Source organism: Actinosynnema sp. NPDC023794 (assembly GCF_040639675.1).
Classification (GTDB): Bacteria; Actinomycetota; Actinomycetes; order Mycobacteriales; family Pseudonocardiaceae; genus Actinosynnema; species Actinosynnema luteola.
In genome coordinates, this window is record NZ_JBFAFR010000001.1 from 572697 (window position 1) to 589737 (window position 17041).

The 17041-nt window shown below is 72.9% G+C and carries 21 protein-coding genes; 10 read left to right on the forward strand and 11 right to left on the reverse strand.

The genetic code is table 11. The features are described from left to right. The first annotated feature begins 4 nt into the window (after positions 1-4). The 3 genes from AB0H12_RS02520 to AB0H12_RS02530 are packed head-to-tail and all read left to right on the forward strand — an operon-like array spanning position 5 to position 3092. Positions 5-1015 (forward strand): ferredoxin-like domain-containing protein, encoded by a 1011-nt coding sequence (locus AB0H12_RS02520; protein ID WP_499620245.1) that lies wholly within the window; start codon positions 5-7, stop codon positions 1013-1015. Further along, positions 1012-1638, forward strand: a complete 627-nt coding sequence (locus AB0H12_RS02525; protein WP_499620246.1) for a precorrin-8X methylmutase — start codon at positions 1012-1014, stop codon at positions 1636-1638. The genes AB0H12_RS02520 and AB0H12_RS02525 overlap by 4 nt, the downstream gene beginning before the upstream one ends. Further along, positions 1635-3092 carry a precorrin-2 C(20)-methyltransferase gene (locus tag AB0H12_RS02530; RefSeq protein ID WP_499620247.1) on the forward strand — a complete coding sequence of 486 codons (1458 nt, stop codon included), beginning with the start codon at positions 1635-1637 and terminating at the stop codon, positions 3090-3092. The genes AB0H12_RS02525 and AB0H12_RS02530 overlap by 4 nt, the downstream gene beginning before the upstream one ends. Here AB0H12_RS02530 and AB0H12_RS02535 read toward each other — a convergent pair. Further along, the gene (locus tag AB0H12_RS02535) at positions 3067-3774 is read right to left on the reverse strand and encodes a cobalt-precorrin-6A reductase (protein ID WP_499620248.1); all 708 of its coding nucleotides are present in this window, start codon (positions 3772-3774) and stop codon (positions 3067-3069) included. The two genes, AB0H12_RS02530 and AB0H12_RS02535, sit on opposite strands and share 26 nt — an antisense overlap. Before the next feature lie 20 nt (positions 3775-3794). On the opposite strand from AB0H12_RS02535, the gene AB0H12_RS02540 reads away from it, so the two are divergent. Further along, a complete protein-coding gene (locus AB0H12_RS02540; protein ID WP_499620249.1) occupies positions 3795-4853 on the forward strand; it encodes a cobalt-precorrin-5B (C(1))-methyltransferase in 1059 nt (352 codons plus the stop codon). Positions 4854-4857: 4 nt separating this feature from the next. On the opposite strand, the gene AB0H12_RS02545 is transcribed toward AB0H12_RS02540, so the two are convergent. Then, positions 4858-5247 carry a nuclear transport factor 2 family protein gene (locus tag AB0H12_RS02545; RefSeq protein ID WP_499620250.1) on the reverse strand — a complete coding sequence of 130 codons (390 nt, stop codon included), beginning with the start codon at positions 5245-5247 and terminating at the stop codon, positions 4858-4860. Between the two features lie 99 nt (positions 5248-5346). Here AB0H12_RS02545 and AB0H12_RS02550 point away from each other — a divergent pair, with 99 nt between their 5' ends. After that, positions 5347-6114 carry an MmyB family transcriptional regulator gene (locus tag AB0H12_RS02550; protein ID WP_499620252.1) on the forward strand — a complete coding sequence of 256 codons (768 nt, stop codon included), beginning with the start codon at positions 5347-5349 and terminating at the stop codon, positions 6112-6114. Here AB0H12_RS02550 and cobM read toward each other — a convergent pair. The 3 genes from cobM to AB0H12_RS02565 are packed head-to-tail and all read right to left on the reverse strand — an operon-like array spanning position 6109 to position 8395. Then, positions 6109-6852, reverse strand: coding sequence for a precorrin-4 C(11)-methyltransferase (gene cobM / locus AB0H12_RS02555; RefSeq protein WP_499620254.1), 744 nt, complete (start codon positions 6850-6852; stop codon positions 6109-6111). The two genes, AB0H12_RS02550 and cobM, sit on opposite strands and share 6 nt — an antisense overlap. Further along, positions 6849-8012, reverse strand: a complete 1164-nt coding sequence (gene cbiE / locus AB0H12_RS02560) for a precorrin-6y C5,15-methyltransferase (decarboxylating) subunit CbiE (protein WP_499620255.1) — start codon at positions 8010-8012, stop codon at positions 6849-6851. The genes cobM and cbiE overlap by 4 nt, the downstream gene beginning before the upstream one ends. Beyond that, complete coding sequence (locus AB0H12_RS02565) at positions 8009-8395, reverse strand: pyridoxamine 5'-phosphate oxidase family protein (RefSeq protein WP_499620256.1); 387 nt, start codon at positions 8393-8395, stop codon at positions 8009-8011. Before AB0H12_RS02565 ends, cbiE begins: the two co-directional genes overlap by 4 nt. Positions 8396-8578: 183 nt before the next feature. On the opposite strand from AB0H12_RS02565, the gene srmL reads away from it, so the two are divergent. After that, positions 8579-9622: a PheS-related mystery ligase SrmL gene (srmL, locus tag AB0H12_RS02570; RefSeq protein ID WP_499620257.1), complete on the forward strand. Its 1044-nt coding sequence runs from the start codon at positions 8579-8581 to the stop codon at positions 9620-9622. Here srmL and AB0H12_RS02575 read toward each other — a convergent pair. Genes AB0H12_RS02575 through AB0H12_RS02590 form a run of 4 tightly spaced genes read right to left on the reverse strand, consistent with a single transcriptional unit; the run spans position 9598 to position 13800 of the window. Further along, positions 9598-11319 (reverse strand): aminotransferase class V-fold PLP-dependent enzyme, encoded by a 1722-nt coding sequence (locus tag AB0H12_RS02575; protein WP_499620800.1) that lies wholly within the window; start codon positions 11317-11319, stop codon positions 9598-9600. The two genes, srmL and AB0H12_RS02575, sit on opposite strands and share 25 nt — an antisense overlap. A 6-nt stretch (positions 11320-11325) precedes the next feature. Continuing rightward, positions 11326-12084: an amino acid ABC transporter ATP-binding protein gene (locus AB0H12_RS02580; protein ID WP_499620259.1), complete on the reverse strand. Its 759-nt coding sequence runs from the start codon at positions 12082-12084 to the stop codon at positions 11326-11328. Then, on the reverse strand, positions 12081-12908 hold the full coding sequence (locus AB0H12_RS02585; RefSeq protein WP_499620261.1) for an amino acid ABC transporter permease: 828 nt from the start codon (positions 12906-12908) through the stop codon (positions 12081-12083). The genes AB0H12_RS02580 and AB0H12_RS02585 overlap by 4 nt, the downstream gene beginning before the upstream one ends. Then, a complete protein-coding gene (locus tag AB0H12_RS02590; RefSeq protein ID WP_499620263.1) occupies positions 12898-13800 on the reverse strand; it encodes an ABC transporter substrate-binding protein in 903 nt (300 codons plus the stop codon). The genes AB0H12_RS02585 and AB0H12_RS02590 overlap by 11 nt, the downstream gene beginning before the upstream one ends. A 146-nt stretch (positions 13801-13946) precedes the next feature. Here AB0H12_RS02590 and trxA point away from each other — a divergent pair, with 146 nt between their 5' ends. After that, the gene (gene trxA / locus AB0H12_RS02595; RefSeq protein WP_230570585.1) at positions 13947-14309 is read left to right on the forward strand and encodes a thioredoxin; all 363 of its coding nucleotides are present in this window, start codon (positions 13947-13949) and stop codon (positions 14307-14309) included. Between the two features lie 57 nt (positions 14310-14366). Here the strand turns inward: trxA and AB0H12_RS02600 are convergent, their stop codons facing one another. Then, positions 14367-15293, reverse strand: coding sequence for a YihY/virulence factor BrkB family protein (locus AB0H12_RS02600; protein WP_499620264.1), 927 nt, complete (start codon positions 15291-15293; stop codon positions 14367-14369). Positions 15294-15376: 83 nt separating this feature from the next. On the opposite strand from AB0H12_RS02600, the gene AB0H12_RS02605 reads away from it, so the two are divergent. Genes AB0H12_RS02605 through AB0H12_RS02615 form a run of 3 tightly spaced genes read left to right on the forward strand, consistent with a single transcriptional unit; the run spans position 15377 to position 16811 of the window. Further along, the gene (locus tag AB0H12_RS02605) at positions 15377-15889 is read left to right on the forward strand and encodes a phage holin family protein (RefSeq protein ID WP_499620265.1); all 513 of its coding nucleotides are present in this window, start codon (positions 15377-15379) and stop codon (positions 15887-15889) included. Next, positions 15886-16527: a DUF3618 domain-containing protein gene (locus AB0H12_RS02610; protein ID WP_499620266.1), complete on the forward strand. Its 642-nt coding sequence runs from the start codon at positions 15886-15888 to the stop codon at positions 16525-16527. The genes AB0H12_RS02605 and AB0H12_RS02610 overlap by 4 nt, the downstream gene beginning before the upstream one ends. Continuing rightward, positions 16524-16811 carry a DUF4235 domain-containing protein gene (locus AB0H12_RS02615; RefSeq protein ID WP_498721234.1) on the forward strand — a complete coding sequence of 96 codons (288 nt, stop codon included), beginning with the start codon at positions 16524-16526 and terminating at the stop codon, positions 16809-16811. The genes AB0H12_RS02610 and AB0H12_RS02615 overlap by 4 nt, the downstream gene beginning before the upstream one ends. A 56-nt stretch (positions 16812-16867) precedes the next feature. Here the strand turns inward: AB0H12_RS02615 and AB0H12_RS02620 are convergent, their stop codons facing one another. Further along, the gene (locus tag AB0H12_RS02620; RefSeq protein ID WP_499620268.1) at positions 16868-17035 is read right to left on the reverse strand and encodes a hypothetical protein; all 168 of its coding nucleotides are present in this window, start codon (positions 17033-17035) and stop codon (positions 16868-16870) included. Positions 17036-17041 lie beyond the last annotated feature (6 nt).

The window sequence follows — 17041 nt, forward strand, 5'->3', positions numbered from 1 at the left end:
ATCCATGCCAGCGGATCGAACTCACCCGGACGCCTGCCCCGGCGCCATCGACGTGCACCAGGCCGCCGACGGCGGGTTGGCACGCGTGCGGGTGCCCGGCGGGACGCTGAACGCCGTGCAGGTCGACGCGCTGCGCGCCGCCGCGCTGGAGTTGGGCGACGGGTTCCTCGAACTGACCTCACGGGCGAACGTGCAGATCAGGGGCCTGGCACCGGGCGCCGAGCACGAGCTGGGCGCACGGGTGGCCGAGGTCGGCCTGCTGCCCTCGATGACGCACGAGCGGATGCGGAACATCGTCGCCGCGCCGTTGGAGGACAACCAGGCGCTGGTCGACGCGATCGACGCGGCGTTGTGCGGCGTCCCGGAGCTGGCGTCCCTGCCAGGGCGTTTCCTGGTCACGGTGGGTGGCGCGGTGAGCGGCCTGGCGGGTGACATCGGGCTCGTCGGTGACGCGTTGTTCCTGGCAGGCCACGATTCAGGGCTGCGCGTGGCCGATCCGGTCGAGGCCGTCGTGACCGCCGCACGGCTGTTCGGCGAGCTGCGCGGCGACGCGTGGCGGCTGTCCGAAGTGGACGGCGGTGTGCGGAAGATCACTGAGGCGTTGGGCGTTCCGGGTGACGCCCGGATCGAGCCGGGTGTGACGCCCGTCGCACCCGGCTCGCACGGCTCCGTCGTCGTGGCGGGCGTGCCGTTCGGGCGCTGGGACGCACGGCTGCCGGCCGGCGTGCCGGTCCGGCTCACGCCGTGGCGGAGCGTGGTGCTGCCGGCCGGGAGCGATACCAGCGGCCTGTTCACCTCGCCGGACTCCCCGTGGCACGGCGTCAGCGCGTGCACGGGGCGACCGGGCTGCGCCAAGTCGCTGGCCGACGTGCGCGCCGACGCGACCCGCTGGCTCGGCACCCGGACCACGCCGGGCCGGGTGCACTGGTCGGGCTGCGCACGCCGGTGCGGCAGGCCGGCCGGCGACGTGGTGGAGTTCGTCGCGACCGGCGACGGGTACGAGGAGATCAAGTGACCAGCTACGTCAAGGACGGCGCGGAGATCTACCGCCGCTCCTTCGCCACCATCCGCGCCGAGGCAGACCTCGCGCGGTTCCCGTCGGACGTGTCCCGGGTGGTGGTGCGCATGATCCACGCCTGCGGGATGGTCGACCTGGTCACGGACGTCGACTTCTCACCCGACGTCGTGCGTGACGCGCGGGCGGCGCTCGTGGCCGGCGCGCCGATCCTCTGCGACGCGCAGATGGTCGCGGCGGGCGTGACGCGGCGTCGGCTGCCCGCGGACAACGAGGTCGTCTGCACGTTGGGCGACCCGCGCGTGCCGGGGCTGGCGGCGGAGCTGGGCACCACGCGCAGCGCGGCGGCGTTGGAGCTGTGGCGCGACGAGCTGGCCGGCGCCGTGGTCGCCATCGGCAACGCGCCGACCGCGTTGTTCCACCTGCTGGACATGATCGCGGCGGGCGCACCCCGGCCCGCCGCCGTGCTGGGCGTGCCGGTCGGATTCATCGGCGCGGCCGAGTCGAAGGACGCGTTGGCGGACAACGGTCTGGGGCTGGAATACCTGGTCGTGCGCGGTCGGCGGGGCGGCAGCGCCATGACCGCGGCGGCGCTCAACGCGATCGCGAGCGAGGAAGAATGACGGGCAAGCTGTACGGGGTCGGTGTCGGTCCGGGCGACCCGGAGCTGGTGACCGTCAAGGCGGCGCGGCTGATCGGCGAGGCCGACGTGGTCGTCTTCCACAGCGCGCGGCACGGGCGGAGCGTGGCGCGCAAGATCGCCGCGCCGTACCTGCGGGACGGGCAGGTCGAGGAGCAGCTGGTCTACCCCGTCACCACCGAGGACTCCGACGACTACCAGGGCGAGATCGACGCGTTCTACGAGGAGTGCGCGGCGCGGTTGGCCGCGCACCTGGACGCCGGGCGCACGGTGGTGGTGCTGGCGGCCGGCGACCCGTTCTTCTACGGCTCCTACATGCACCTGCACAAGCGGCTGGCGCACCGGTACGAGGCCGAGGTCGTGCCCGGCGTGACGTCGGTGAGCGCGGGCGCGGCGGTGATCGGCCGGCCGCTGGTGGAGCGGGACGAGGTGCTGACCGTGCTGCCGGGGACGTTGTCGGCGGACGCGCTGGTGGAGCACCTGGCCGGCGGCGACCCGGTGGCGATCATGAAGCTGGGCAGGACGTTCCCGCAGGTGCGGGAGGCGTTGGCGCGCGCGGGGCGGTTGGACGAGGCCTGGTACGTGGAGCGGGCGACGACCGGCGCGCAGCGGACCGCGCCGCTGTCCGAAGTGGACGCCGACGGCGTGCCGTACTTCTCGTTGGCGTTGCTGCCGAGCAAGCCCGCGGCCCGTCCGGAGTCCGAGGGCCGGGTGGTGGTGGTCGGGCTCGGCCCGGCCGGTCCCGAGTGGTTGACGCCGGAGGCGCGGCGGGCGTTGGCTGAGGCCGACGACCTGGTCGGGTACGTGACCTACCTGAACCGGGTGCCGGTGAACCCGCGGCAGCGGCGGCACGCGTCGGACAACAAGGTGGAGGCCGAGCGGGCGGCGTTCGCGCTGGACCTGGCGAAGCGCGGGCGGCGGGTCGCGGTGGTGTCCTCGGGCGACCCCGGGGTGTTCGCGATGGCCAGCGCGGTGCTGGAGGTGGCGACCGACGAGCAGTTCGCGGACGTGCCGGTGACGGTGCTGCCGGGGTTGACCGCGGCGCACGCGGTGGCGAGCCGGGTCGGCGCGCCGTTGGGGCACGACTACTGCGTGGTGTCGTTGTCCGACCGGCTCAAGCCGTGGGACGTGATCGAGGAGCGGCTGGAGGCGGCGGCGAAGGCCGACCTCGTGCTGGCGATCTACAACCCGGCCTCGCGCAGCCGCACGTGGCAGGTGGACAAGGCGCGCGACCTGCTGCTGCGGCACCGCTCCCCCGACACGCCGGTGGTCGTCGGGCGTGACGTCGGCGGGCCGGAGGAGTCCGTGCGGGTGGTGCGGTTGGCGGACCTGGACGCGTCCACCGTGGACATGCGGTGCCTGGTGCTGGTCGGGTCGTCGCAGACGCGGGTGAGCGCGCGTGGCACCGTCTTCACGCCGCGCCGCTACCCCGGGTGAGCCAGTCGACGGCCTCGGCCACCGTCTCCACCAGCGGCGCTCGTGGTGGCGGTGGTCGGCGCACGACGACGACGGGGATGCCGAGGTGACGGGCCGCGGTCAGCTTGGCCGCCGTCATCGGGCCGCCGCTGTCCTTGGTGACCAGGACTTCGATCCGGTGTTCGCGCAGGAGCGCCAGCTCACCGTCCACTGTGTACGGTCCGCGGTCCAGGACGAGGCGCAGGCGCGGGTTCGGCGGGTCGGGCGGGTCGACGGTGCGCGCGACACCGCTGGTGAACGCGGCCAGCTCCTGGCGGCCGGTGGTGATGAACGCCCGGCGGCCGGCGACGAGCGTGGCGGCCTCGGCGACGCTGTCCACGTACCGCCAGCCGTCCTCGGGCGGCCAGCCGGGGCGGCGCAGCACGAGGAACGGCGTCCCGGTCGTGGTGGTGGCGGCGAGGGCGTTGGCGGTGATGCGGTCGGCGAACGGGTGGGTGGCGTCCACGACGGCGTCCACGCGTTCGGCCCGCAGGTAGGCCACGAGCCCTTCGACGCCGCCGAAACCGCCGATGCGGACCTCGCCCTCGGGCAGCTTGGGGTCGGCCACCCGACCGGCCAGCGACGAGATCACGCGGACGTCGGTGAGCTGCCGGACCAGTTCACGGGCCTCGCCCGTGCCACCCAGCACCAGCACGGTCTTCACGGCTGTTGCATCCTGTCGTCGTGAGCACGAACCTGCGCTTCGGCTGGACCACCGGCGCCTGCGCCACCGCCGCGACCACGGCGGCGTACACGGCGCTGCTCACCGGCGAGTTCCCCGACCCGGTCGGGATCGTGCTGCCGAAGGGCCAGACGCCGTCGTTCGCCCTGGCCCGCGAGGAGCTGGGTGACGACCGGGCGTTCGCCGCGATCGTGAAGGACGCGGGCGACGACCCGGACGTCACGCACCTCGCGCTGGTCGGGTCCACCGTCCGGCGCGGCGCGCCGGGCAGCGGCGTGGTGTTCGAGGCCGGGCCCGGTGTGGGCACGGTGACGAAACCCGGCCTGCCGCTGGCGGTCGGCGAGCCGGCGATCAACCCCGTGCCGCGGCAGCTGATGCGCGAGCACATCGCGCGGGTGGCCTCGGCGCACGGCGGCAGCGGCGACGTGGTCGTGTCGATCTCGGTCGAGCACGGCGAGGAGCTGGCGCGCAAGACGTGGAACCCCCGGCTGGGGATCCTGGGCGGGCTGTCGATCCTCGGCACGACGGGGATCGTGGTGCCGTACTCGTGCTCGGCGTGGATCGACAGCATCCGGCGCGGCATCGACGTGGCGCGGGCGCAGGGGTACGAGCACGTGGCCGGGTGCACCGGGAGCACGTCGGAGAAGGTCGCGGCGGCGCTGCACGGGCTGCCGGAGGACGCGTTGCTGGACATGGGCGACTTCGCCGGCGCGGTGCTGAAGTACCTGCGCCGCCACCCCGTGGCCCGGCTGACCGTCGCGGGCGGGATCGGGAAGCTGTCCAAGCTGGCGGACGGGCACCTGGACCTGCACTCGGGCCGGTCGCAGGTGAACCTGGGCTTCCTGGCGTCCCTCGTGGACGACCCGGCGCTGGCCACGGCCGTCGCCGAGGCCAACACCGCGCTCGGCGCGTTGCAGGTGTGCCAGGCGGCGGGGGTGCCGCTGGGCGACCTGGTCGCGGAACGCGCCAAGGCGACGGCGGACGACGTGCTGCGCGGCGCCCCGGTCGCCGTGGACGTGATCGTGATCGACCGCGCGGGCACGGTCGTCGGCCGCGCCTGACGCCTCAGAACATCCCGTGGGGCACGTGGGCGTCGTCCGGCACCGGCTGGACCACGTCCCAGTGCTCGGCGATGAGGCCGTCGGCGAACCGCCAGATGTCGACCACGGCCGCGCCACGTGCGCCCTCCTCCTCGACCAAGTGGTAGTGCACCACGACGTGCTCATCATCGGCGATGACGCGCTTGAGCTCCAGCCGCGCCCTGGCCACCGGGGACTCCTTGATGAACTCCACGAACGCGTCACGACCGGACGGGTTGCCGGGGCTGTGGTCGACGAAGTCCTCCCGCAGCACGGTGTGCAGCACGTCGTGGTCGCCGGCGGCGAACCGCGCGAACGCGGTGAGGAACAGCGCCTTGTTGGCCTCGGCGGGGCTCTGGGCGGTGGTGTCGGTCATGGCTCCACCGTGGCAGCCGGTGATCACCCCGTCGATTACCCGGCGGGTAATGGCGGTCCCGACGGGCCGGGACGTACCGTGGCGACGAGGTGGAACCACATGTCCCAGGCCGGCACGGTCGGTGAGCTGCTCCGCGAGTGGCGGCGACGGCGACGGGTGAGCCAGCTCGAGCTCTCCGTCCAGTCGGGCGTGTCGAGCCGGCACATCAGCTTCGTGGAGACCGGCCGCACGAGGCCGAGCCGTCGGATGGTGCTGCACCTGGCCGAGCACCTCGCCGTGCCGCTGCGCGAGCGCAACCACCTGCTCGTGGCGGCCGGGTACGCGCCGGTCTACCGGGAGCGCGCCCTGGACGCGCCGGACATGGCCGCCGCCCGTGACGCCCTCCGCCAGGTCCTCGACGGGCACGAGCCGTACCCGGCCCTGGTCGTCGACCGCCGCTGGAACCTCCTCGCCACGAACTCCGCGGCCGAGGTCTTCCTCGACGGCGTCGACCCGGCGCTGCTGGAACCACCGGTCAACGTGATGCGCCTCGGGTTGCACCCGAACGGGTTCGCACCCAGGGTGGTCAACCTGCCGGAGGTGCGCGCGCGGCTGATGGCCCGCCTCGCGCGCCAGGCGGGCGATCCGCACCTGGCCGCGCTCCACGAGGAGCTGCTGTCCTACGGCCCGCCGGGCGACTACCCGCCGCCCGGCGCGCACGACATCGCCCTGCCCATCCGCATCCGCCACCGCGGGCACGTGCTGAGCTTCATCAACACGGTCGCCACCTTCGGCACCGCCGTCGACATCACGCTCGAGGAGATCGCGATCGAGTCGTACTTCCCGGCGGACCGGGCCACCGCGGAGGCGCTGGGCGCCCGGTCATGAACGGCTGCGGGTGGTCGAGTAGAGGTGGCTGTCCGGGAAGCCCTCGGCGGTCAGGACCTTGCCGACGACGATGACGGCGGTGCGCTTCACCCCGGCGGCGCGCACCTGCTCGGCGATGTCGGCGAGCGTGCCGCGCAGCACCAGTTCGTCCTCCCGGCTGGCGCGGGCGACCACGGCGACCGGGCACCCCGGGCCGTAGTTCGGCAGCAGGTCGGCGACCACCTCCTCGATCCGCTGCACGGCCAGGTGCAGCACGAGCGTCGCCCCGGACCGGCCGAGCGTCGCCAGGTCCTCCCCCGGCGGCATGGGGGTGGCGCGGGCCGACGTGCGGGTCAGGACCACGGTCTGGCCGATGCCCGGCACGGTCAGCTCGCGGTTCAGCGACGCGGCGGCGGCGGCGAAGGCGGGCACACCCGGCGTCACGTCGTACGGGATGCCCAGGGCGTCCAGGCGGCGCATCTGCTCGGCCATCGCGCTGAACACCGACGGGTCGCCGGAGTGCAGGCGGGCCACGTCCCGGCCGGCGGCGTGCGCGGCGGCGAGCTCGGTGGTGATCCGGTCGAGGTCCAGGTTCGCGGTGTCCACCAGGTGGACGTCCGGCGGGCAGTGCCCGAGGACCTCGACCGGGACCAGCGCCCCCGCGTAGAGGCAGACCGGCGACTCGGCGATGAGCCGCGCCGCCCGCAGGGTCAGCAGGTCGGCCGCGCCGGGCCCGGCGCCGATGAAGTGCACGGTCACGCGTTCTCCTTGGTCACGATCCAGGTCGTCACGGGCAGCTGCGGTCGCCAGCCGGTGAAGCCGCCGATCGCGGTCGCCCGGCTCACCTCCAGCCGCGTCAGGTCGCCGCCCAGCCGACCGCGCCACCGCGTCAGCACGGCCTCCGACTCCAGCGTGACGGCGTTGGCCACCAGCCGCCCGCCCGGTTTCAGCGCGTCCCAGCAGCGCTCGACCACGCCGTCGGCGGTCAGGCCGCCGCCGATGAACACGGCGTCCGGCCCTTCCTGGTTCATCACAGCCAGGTCGAGCGCCCCCGGCGACGTGCCGACGACGACCTCGATCCCCGGCACGCCCGACTTCGTCGCGTTGCGGGTGATGCGCGCGGCGCGCTCGGGGTGCTGCTCGACCGCGATGGCCCGGCAGCTCGGGTGGGTCCGGCACCACTCGACGGCGATGCTGCCCGCACCCGCGCCCACGTCCCACAGCAGCTCACCGGGGCGGGGCGCGAGCAGCGCCAACGTGACCGCCCGCACCTCGCGCTTGGTCAGCTGCCCGTCGTGCTCGTACTCCTCGTCCGGCCGACCCGGCGTCGACGACGTGCCGTCCGCGCCGCACTCGACCGCGAGCACGTGCAGCGGGTCGGCGTCGTCGAGCGAGTGGTGCACCCGCTCCCCCGGCCCGCCCAGCTGCTCCAGCACGGTCAGCCGCGCGTCCGGGGCCAGGGCGGCGACCTCGCGCGGGTTCCCGCCGAGCACGAGCACGCGCCGTCCCGGGTGCAGGTGCGGCACGACGAGCGCGGCGGGCTTGCCGACCAGGCTCACCACGTCCACGTCGTGCAACGCCCACCCCAGGCGGGCGCACGCCAGCGACACCGACGACGGGTGCGGCACGACGCGGACCCGCGCGGCGCCCAGCAGCCGCACCAGAGTGGCGCCGATGCCGTGGAACATCGGGTCGCCGCTGGCCAGCACGCCGACCCGCCGTCCGGCGTAGCGGGCCAGCAGGCCGGGCAGCGCGGGCGCCAGCGGCGACGGCCACGGCACCCGGTCGAACTCCCCCGGCACCAGGTCGAGCTGCCGGGCGCTGCCCATCAGCACCTCGCACGACGCGATCTCGTGCCGCGACGCGTCCGGCAGGCCGGCCCAGCCGTCGGCGCCGATGCCGATGACCGTGACGCTCACACCGTCCCCAGCACGCGGGTGACGGCGATCTCGATCACCACGCGCCGCGGGTTGGGCCGGGGCGTGCGGTAGCGGTCGGCGTACCGCCGCTCGGCGTCCTCGACCACCTCCGGCTCACGGCGGACGACCGCGCGTCCCTCCAGGGTCGACCACCGGCGTCCGTCCACTTGGCACACGGCCACGGGAGCGCCGCCGGCCGCCAGGATCTGCCGCGCCTTGTGCGAACCACCCGAGGTGATCACCCTGGCGGTGGCCGTCTCCAGGTCCAGCGTGACGCCGACCGGCACGACGTGCGGCGTCCCGTCCGGGCGGATCGTGGTCAGCGTGCACAGGTGGCGCTCGGTCCAGAACGCGCGGAAGTCCTCGCCCTTGCTCGACAACATGCGTGCATCATGCGGCACGCGCGGGCTATCGTGGAAAACGTGACGCGCCGATTTAGCCGCCCCCGGCCGGGAGACCCGGCCGCTGGGGCCTGTGGCGTGCGCTAGTTCACGCGGTCCCGGTGGCGGACCGGCTCGGCGGATCCCTCCAGCCGATGTCCACCACCGTCGAAGGGACCACCCGCGATGCCTCGCGACCTCAGCGACCCCGCGTACGGGCCGCACGCCGTGCAACTGCTGGTCGACGACGTCCTCGCCGCCCTGCCGGGTGAGTTGCGCGTGCTGCGCGACCACCCGGAGGTGTCGGTCGACGACAACTACACCGCGTTGGGCTACCCACCCGACGCCATCACCCGCGACGCCCGCTACACGCGCTACACCAGCGAGAACGGCATGCTGCGCAGCCACACGACGGCGATGGTGCCGCCCGCGTTGCGGCTGCTCGGCACGGAGGACGGCTGGGACGACGTGCTGCTGGCGTGCGTGGGGATGGTGTACCGCCGCGACGCGGTCGACCGGGTGCACTCGGGCACGCCGCACCAGCTCGACCTGTGGCGGATCTCCCACCACCGGGCCGACCTGGACGAGTTGATCGACGCCGTGATCACCACCGCCGTGCCCGGCATGCGGTACCGGACGACGCCCGCGACCCACCCGTACACCACGGCGGGACGGCAGGTGGACGTGCTGGTGGACGGCGAGTGGCTGGAGGTCGCCGAGTGCGGCCTGGCGGCCAGGCACGTCCTGCGCCGCGCGTGGCTGCCGGACGACGTGCACGGGCTGGCGCTGGGCGTCGGCCTCGACCGGCTGCTGATGCTGCGCAAGGGCATCCCGGACATCCGCCTGCTGTCCTCGGACGACCCGCGCGTGGCCGCCCAGATGCTGGACCTCGCGCCGTACCGGCCGGTGTCCAAGCACCCGCCGGTCACGCGGGACATCTCCGTCGCGGTCGGCGCGGACGCCGACGGCGAGACGATCGGCGACGTCGTGCGCGCGGCCGTCGGCGATTTGGTGGAGGAGGTCACGGTGGTCAGCGAGACCCCGGTGTCCGCCCTGCCGCCGGTGGCCGTGGCGAGGCTGGGCGCGCGGCCGGACCAGAAGAACGTGCTGCTGCGCCTGGTCCTGCGCCACCCGACCCGCACCCTGACCGACGACGACGCCAACGCCGCCCGTGACGCCGCCCACGCGGCCGTGCACGAGGGCAGTCAGCCCCTGACCTCGTTGAGGTAGTTGTAGATCGTGTACCGGGTCACGCCCAGCACGCCGGCCAGGTAGTCGATCGAATCGCGGATCAGGAAGAGGCCCGCTTCGTCCAGCACCCGCACCACCTGGGACTTGTGCGACTTCTTCATCAGCTCCACGGGCACGCCGACGGCGGTCACGGCGCGTTCGACCAGGAGGCGTTGGAGGGTGTCGACGTCGCCGGGGAAGGCCTCCACCGCCGGCGCCCCCGACACCGCCGTCTCCGGGCGTCGGTTCGGGCCAGGGTCGCTGTTGACGCACAGGCAGCCGACCGCCACCCCGTCGGCGTCGCGCAGGAACACGGTGGACGAGTGGATCACCCGCCCGTCCGGCGCGTAGGTCTCGTAGCCCGCCAGGTCCTGCGTCGTGCCACGGCGGACCAGGCCGAGCAGCAGGTCGGTCATCGGGCCGCCGACCTTGCGGCCGGTGAGGTCGCCCGCGATGGCGATGATCGAGTCGGGCAGGGCGCCGAGGTCGTGCAGCACGACCTCGGTGCCCGGTCCCAGCGCGGTGGCCAGGCTGTTCACCGTCGGGACCAGTGCGGTGAGCACCTCGGACGTCACCGCCGGAGCGGGCGCCGGCGCCTCGACGACGACCGGCTTGCGGATCTCCTTCAACGCGGTGGCGAAGCGGGCGACGGTGTCCGCGGTCGTGGAGGCGTGCGGTGACAGGCGCACGTGCTCCGGCCGCACGGTCGCGGCCACGCCCGCGTCCGCCAGCGCCGCGCCGATCACCGACGGCGCGTGATCGGGCAGCGTGAAGGCGAGGATGCCCGCGCGGCGGTCCAGCGCGGACACGACCGCGCCGCCGGCCGCGCGGATCACCTCGGCCAGTTCGTCGGATCGTTCGACGACCTGCGCGTGGATGGCCTCCACGCCGGCCACCTCGACCAGCTCCAACGCCGCCGCCAGCGCACCCGAGGCGATCGGGCTCAGGTTCGTGATCGACCACCCCGCCGCCCCCTCGCCGACGGGGTGGATGCCGTTGTCGAACAACCCGGGGTCCTCGGCGCCCGTCCAGCCCGACAGCACCGGGTCCAGCCTGCTCAGCGCCCGGTCGGACAGCGTCATGAACCCCGTCGACCAGCCCGCCCGCAGCCACTTCTGCCCGCCGACCACCAGCACGTCGGCCACCTCCCACGGCTCGTCGACCACCCCGAAGCCCTGGATGCCGTCCACGACCAGCAGCCGATCGCCGACCACCTCGCGCAACGCCGCCAGGTCGGCCCGGTAACCGGTGCGGAAGTCCACCGCGCTCACGGACACGGCGGTCGTGCGAGGCGTCAACGCCGCCCGCACCACGTCGGCCGTCACCGGACCGGGCGGCAGCCACGACACGTCGACGGACGGCGACCGCGCCCACGGGTAGGTGTTCGCCGGGAACTCCCCCGACGACACCAGCACCTCGCCGGTCACGCCCAGCGCCGCCTGGAACAGGCCGGTGCTCGTGTTCGGCAGCAACGTCACGTGGTCGGTGTCGCCGCGGCACAGCCGGGCCACCGCCGCCTTCGCGCGCAGCTCCTGTCGCATCAGGTCGTCCACCGTGGACGGGCCGGCCGACACCGACGCCTCCACCAGCCGCGTGGAGGCGTCCACCACCGCGAACGACGGCGGGCCGAAGCGGGCGAAGTCCAGGTACCCCTCCGGCTCGTGGAACTGGACGAGGTAGGACGACGGGATGCGCATGACCACCTAGAGCACCTTCGCGAGGAACTGCTGCGTGCGTTGCTGTCGCGGATTGTCCAGCACCTGACCCGGCGGTCCGGTCTCGACCACCGCGCCGTCCACCAGGAACACCACCTCGTCGGCCACCTGCCGGGCGAACCCGATCTCGTGCGTGACCACGATCATGGTCATGCCGTCGCGGGCGAGGTCCGCCATCACGTCCAGCACCTCGCCGACCAGCTCCGGGTCCAGCGCCGACGTCGGCTCGTCGAACAGCATGAGCTTGGGCCGCATGGCCAGCGCCCGCGCGATCGCCACCCGTTGCTGCTGGCCGCCGGACAGCTGGTGCGGGTAGGAGTCGGCCTTGTCGGCCAGCCCCACCCGGTCCAGCAACGCCCGCGCCTCGTCCACGGCCGCCTTGCGGGGCGTCCGCAGCACGTGCACCGGGCCTTCGGCGACGTTCTCCACCGCCGTGCGGTGCGGGAACAGGTTGAACCGCTGGAACACCATGCCGACACCGCGCCGCTGCCGCGCCACCTCCCGCTCGCGCAGCTCGAACAGCTTCCCGCCGCGCGAGGTGAACCCGACCGGCTGGCCGTCCACCCAGATCCGACCGGCGTCGATCGTCTCCAGGTGGTTCACGCAGCGCAGGAACGTCGACTTGCCCGCGCCCGACGGCCCGAGCAGGCACACCACCTGGCCCGCGTCCACGGACAGGTCGATGCCCCGCAACACCTCGGTGTGGCCGAACGACTTCCGGACCCCTACCGCCCGCACGAGGGTCACCGGGCCACCCCCTTGCCGTAGTAGCGCTCCAGGAAGTGCTGCCCGACGCTCGCCACGCTGACCACGACCATGTACCACGCGGCGGCGGCCAGCAGCGTCTCCATGATCTGGAGGTTGCGCGAGGCGATGTTGTTGGCGGCGTGGATCAGCTCCAGGAACCCGATGACCGACGCCATGGACGTGCCCTTGAGCATGTTGATGAAGTTGTTGCCGGTCGGCGGGATGATCACCCGCATGGCCTGCGGCAGCACGACGCGCCGCAACGTGGTCGCGGGCGTCATGCCGATCGCCTTGGCCGCCTCGACCTGGCCGTGGTCCACGCTGTTCAGCCCGGCCCGCACGATCTCCGCCATGTAGGCGCTCTCGTTGAGCCCCAGCCCGAGCAGCGCGGCCACGAACGCGGTCACCAGGACGTTGGTCTTCTCCTCGAACAGCCCCGGGATGGAGATGTTCTCGAACACCAGCGCCAGGTTGAACCACAGCAGGATCTGCAACAGCACCGGCAGGCCGCGGAACAGCCACACGTACCCGGCGGCGAACCAGCGGGCGACCGGGTTGGCCGACCGGCGCAGCAGCGCGATCAGCACGCCGAGCACGATCGCGCCCGCCTGGGCGGCCAGCGCCAGCACGACCGTGTTGACCAGGCCGCGCAGCATGATGTCGTGGGTGAAGAACCCCGGCACCGCGGCGTAGTCGATCTTCGCGTCGGCCAGCGCCCAGCCGAGCGCGCCGAGCAGTGCCAGGATCACCGCGCCGACGACCCACCGCCCCCAGTGCCGCAGGGGAACGACGACCAGGTCGTCCACCTCGTCCTCACCGGCCATTGACGGTCGCCTTCGTGACGGCGCCCTGCTCGACGTCCCAGGCTTCGAGGATCTTGCCGTAGGTGCCGTCGTCGATGAGTGCTTGCAGTGCCTTCTGCAGCGCTGCGGTCAGTTCCGGGGTGTTCTTGTCGACGCCGATGCCGTACGGGCCGCCGTTGATCGGGGCCAGGTCCACGACCTCGAAGAACTCGCCGTCACCGGCGGTCTTGGCCACGTACACGGCGGTGGGCAGGTCGTTGAGGATGGCGGCGACGCGGCCGGTGCGCAGCTGGTTCTGGTTCTGCGTGTCGCTGTCGGTGGCCGTCACCTTGATGGGTTCGCCGGACAGGCACTGGAACTGCTTGGCGTAGGTCTCCTGGCTGGAGCCGAGGTTGACCGCGACGGACTTGCCGCACAGGTCGTCGGGGCTCTTGACGCCCGCCGGGTTGCCCTTCTGCACCATGATCGTGATGCCGGAGGTGAAGTAGTCGACGAAGTCGATCGCCTGCTGCCGTTCCGGGGTGTCGTTCATCGCGGCCATGGTCACGTCGATCCGGCCCGCCTGCAGGCTCGTGATGAGCGAGCCGAACGCCATGTCCTGGTGCTCGACGGTCAGCCCGAGCTTGGCGCCGAGCGCCTTGGCCAGGTCGACCTCCGAACCGACCGGGGTCTTGCCGTCGGCGGCGTAGAAGTTGTTCGGCGGGTTCTGGATGTTCGAGCCGACGCGCAGCTTGCCCGCTTGGGCGATGGCGGCCGGCAGGGTCGCGGCCAGGGCGTCGTCCTTGGTGACAGCGTCCACGATCGCCGAGGACGACGGCAGGTCGTCGCCGGACCCGGCCGGCGGGTTCTCGGCGGGCGTACCGCACGCCACCAGCGCGAACAGGGACAGGGCGAGGGCTGCGGTCCTGCGCACGGGACACCTCCTGCATTCGGGTGAACCGAAAGCTACAACGTTCTGTTGAAGGCGTCCACTGCTTGTTGAAGGGAATTGTCGGCGAGCGACCATCGTTGATCCGGGTACAAGGGGGGCGACCCCCGCGTCCACAGCAAGGAGGACCTATGGCCACCGTGGAGCTGACCGCGGAGAACTTCGACGAGGTTGTCGGCGGCTCCGAGATGGTCCTGGTCGATTTCTGGGCGGGCTGGTGCGGGCCGTGCGTCCAGTTCGCCCCGACCTACGAGAAGTCCGCCAAGAAGCACACCGACATCGTGTTCGGCAAGGTCGACACCGAGGCGCAGCAGCAGCTGGCCGCGGCGTTCCAGATCCGGTCGATCCCGACCCTGATGATCGTGCGCGACGGCGTCGTGCTCTACGCGCAGCCGGGCGCGCTGCCCGAGGCGGCGCTCGAGGACCTCATCGAGCAGGCGCGCAAGGTCGACATGGAAGAAGTGCGCAAGCAGGTCTCCGAGCAGCAGGCCTGACCTCCACCGGGCCGGGTTCCACCTGACCTCCACCGGGTCGGGTCTCCAGCAGCTCAGTCAGTCCATCGCAGCCGTGTCGCGGGGCGGGGCCACCGGGTCCCGCCCCGCGGGCTGTCCGGCCTCCATCCGCCTGCCCCGCTCCAGCTCCGCGTCCAGCTCGGCGCCGAGCAGCAGGGCCAGGTTCGAGATCCACAGCCAGACCAGGAAGATGATCACACCGGCCAGCGAGCCGTAGGTCTTGTTGTAGGAACCGAAGTTCGCCACGTAGAACGCGAAGCCGAGCGACGCCGCGACCCACACCACCACGGTCAGCAGGCCGCCGGGCGTGATCCACAGGAAGCTGGGCTGCCGCACGTTCGGCGAGGCCCAGAACAGCAGGCCGATGGCCAGGCTCGCGAGCACGAACAGCACCGGCCACTTCGCGACGTCCCACACCGCGACGAACGTCGAACCGAGCCCGAGCACCTCGCCCAGCCACTCGGCCACGCCTCCCGTGAGCGTCACGCCGAGCGCCGTGAGCGCCAGCAGCACGACCACGCCGACGGTCAGGCCCAGCCGCAGCGGGATGACCTTCCAGAACGGCCTGCCCTCCTCGACGTCGTAGATCGAGTTCGACGCGCGCATGAACGCGCCCACGTAGCCCGAGGCCGACCAGAGCGCCGTCACCAGGCCGACGATCGCCAGCAGGCCGCTGGCCTGTGACCTCTGCAGGTTCTCGATCGCGCCCGCGATGGTGTCCTTTGCCTCGCCGGGCCCCAGCGCGTCCAGGCTGTCCACAATGGACTGTGTGGCGTCCGGGCCGAGCAACCCCAGCAGCGCGGTCAGCAGCAGCAGACCGGGGAACAGCGACAGCACCGCGTAGTAGGTGAGGGCGGCGGCCCAATCGGTGAGGTTGTCGTCTCCGAACTCCTTGACCGTCCTCTTCAGCACGGCCCACCACGAGCGCCTCGGCAGCTGGGTGGGCACCTCCGGTGCGTGCGCCATGGGCGACGGGTTTCCCCCGAACACGGTGCGTACACCCACGCGTTTCCGGGTAGTCGGAGGGCGAGTGGAGAGAGGAGACGGCCATGAGTCACGTCGCCGCCACCCGTGCGGCTGACACGGGCGCCGATCGGGTTACCGCGGGTGCCGCCGCGCGGATCACCGACCGCGGGACCGGTCGCGTGAGCGACCGCGGCACCGAACGTGTCGCCGGGCGGGAACCGTCCACCGCGGAACTGGTGAACAGGCTGTCCGAGCAGGTGAGCAGGCTGGCCAGGGACGAGATCCGGTTGGCCGTGTCCGAGATGCGCACGAAGGGCAAGCGCGTCGGCGCGGGGGCCGGGCTGCTCGGCGGCGCGGGCGTGCTGGCCTGGTTCGGCCTGATGACGGTGCTCGCGGGGCTGGTGCTGCTGCTGGCGACCGTCATGCCGGCGTGGATCGCGGCGTTCGTCGTCGCGGCGGCCGTGCTCGTCGTCGCGGGCGTGCTCGCGCTGATCGGCCGCAAGCAGCTCGAACGCGGCACCCCGCCGGTGCCGGAGGAAGCCATAGCGGGTGTCAAGCAGGACATCGCCACCGTGAGCGAGAGGGCACACCGATGAGCGGCAAGAACGGCCCCACCGACCCGGACGAGTTGCGCGCCGACGTCGAGCAGACCCGGCGGGAGCTCGGTGACACGGTGGAAGCGCTCGTGCACAAGACCGACGTGCCCGGACGGGTGAAGGACAAGGCGCATGAAGGAGTGGAACAGGTGAAGGAGACCGCTACGCGGGCCAACGCGGCGGTGTCGGCGGCGGCGGGCAAGGCCACCGCCAAGGTGAGCCGCGCCACCGACAAGGCGGGCGAGCAGGTCGGCAAGGCGGGCGCGGCGGCCGGCGCGGCCGGTGCGGCCGTCGGCGAGAAGGCCGCCGTGATCGGCGAGAAGGCGGGTGCCGCGGCGTCCCAGGTCAGCCACAAGGCCGGCGAGGTGGCGGAGCAGGTCGGCCACAAGGCGAGCGAGGTGGCCGGGCAGGTGAGCCACAAGGCCGGCGAGGTGGCCGATCAGGTCAGCGTCAAGGCCGGTGTGGTCGCGGAGCAGGTCGGCACGAAGGCCGCGCAGGCGGTCGAGGCGCTGCCGCCGCCCGTGCAGCAGCGCGTCGAGCGGGGCGTGCAGCAGGCTCGCCGGCACCCCGCGGCGGTCGCGGCGGGGGTCGCGGCGGTCGTGCTGGTGCTGTGGAGGCTCCTGCGGAGGGGGCGGTGAACGTGAACAAGCTCCTGTACCGGCCCCTCGGCATGCTGTTCGGCGTGCTCGGCGGTCTGGCCGCCAGCGCGTTGTTCGGCCAGGTGTGGAAGCTGATCACCGGCACCAAGGAGGCGCCGACCCCGACCCAGAAGGACCGGAGTTGGGGCGAGGTGCTCCTGGCGGCGTCCGTCCAGGGCGCGATCTTCGGCCTGGTGAAGGCCGCGATCGACCGGGGCGGCGCGACCGGTTACGACCGGCTCACCGGCGAATGGCCCGGTGACACGAACAAGTACGACGACTGACCCTCCCGCCAGGGGACCTCGTCCCGGAGGACCCTCCCGAGACCGGGAGGGTCCTCTCACGAGGGCGGCTCGTCTTCCTGCCCGCGCCGCTCGCCCTCGGCGAGGAACCGCTCCGGGTCCACGTCGAGGTCGGGCGGCTCCGGCGTGCCCGGCGAGTGCGGCGGGTCGGGGTTGATGTGCTGGTCCGGGTCGTTCGGGTCGCCTTCGAGCGGCTGTTCGGTCATGCGGTC

Excerpts from the sequence above, each read along its gene's own strand:
- AB0H12_RS02610 (WP_499620266.1), top strand. The coding sequence starts at position 15,886 with ATGAGCGGCAAGAACGGCCCCACCGACCCGGACGAGTTGCGCGCCGAC.
- AB0H12_RS02575 (WP_499620800.1), bottom strand. The coding sequence starts at position 11,319 with ATGCGCATCCCGTCGTCCTACCTCGTCCAGTTCCACGAGCCGGAGGGG.
- AB0H12_RS02585 (WP_499620261.1), bottom strand. The coding sequence starts at position 12,908 with ATGGCCGGTGAGGACGAGGTGGACGACCTGGTCGTCGTTCCCCTGCGG.
- AB0H12_RS02530 (WP_499620247.1), top strand. The coding sequence starts at position 1,635 with ATGACGGGCAAGCTGTACGGGGTCGGTGTCGGTCCGGGCGACCCGGAG.
- trxA (WP_230570585.1), top strand. The coding sequence starts at position 13,947 with ATGGCCACCGTGGAGCTGACCGCGGAGAACTTCGACGAGGTTGTCGGC.
- srmL (WP_499620257.1), top strand. The coding sequence starts at position 8,579 with ATGCCTCGCGACCTCAGCGACCCCGCGTACGGGCCGCACGCCGTGCAA.
- AB0H12_RS02605 (WP_499620265.1), top strand. The coding sequence starts at position 15,377 with ATGAGTCACGTCGCCGCCACCCGTGCGGCTGACACGGGCGCCGATCGG.
- AB0H12_RS02600 (WP_499620264.1), bottom strand. The coding sequence starts at position 15,293 with ATGGCGCACGCACCGGAGGTGCCCACCCAGCTGCCGAGGCGCTCGTGG.
- AB0H12_RS02520 (WP_499620245.1), top strand. The coding sequence starts at position 5 with ATGCCAGCGGATCGAACTCACCCGGACGCCTGCCCCGGCGCCATCGAC.
- AB0H12_RS02565 (WP_499620256.1), bottom strand. The coding sequence starts at position 8,395 with ATGTTGTCGAGCAAGGGCGAGGACTTCCGCGCGTTCTGGACCGAGCGC.
- AB0H12_RS02620 (WP_499620268.1), bottom strand. The coding sequence starts at position 17,035 with ATGACCGAACAGCCGCTCGAAGGCGACCCGAACGACCCGGACCAGCAC.
- AB0H12_RS02545 (WP_499620250.1), bottom strand. The coding sequence starts at position 5,247 with ATGACCGACACCACCGCCCAGAGCCCCGCCGAGGCCAACAAGGCGCTG.
- AB0H12_RS02550 (WP_499620252.1), top strand. The coding sequence starts at position 5,347 with ATGTCCCAGGCCGGCACGGTCGGTGAGCTGCTCCGCGAGTGGCGGCGA.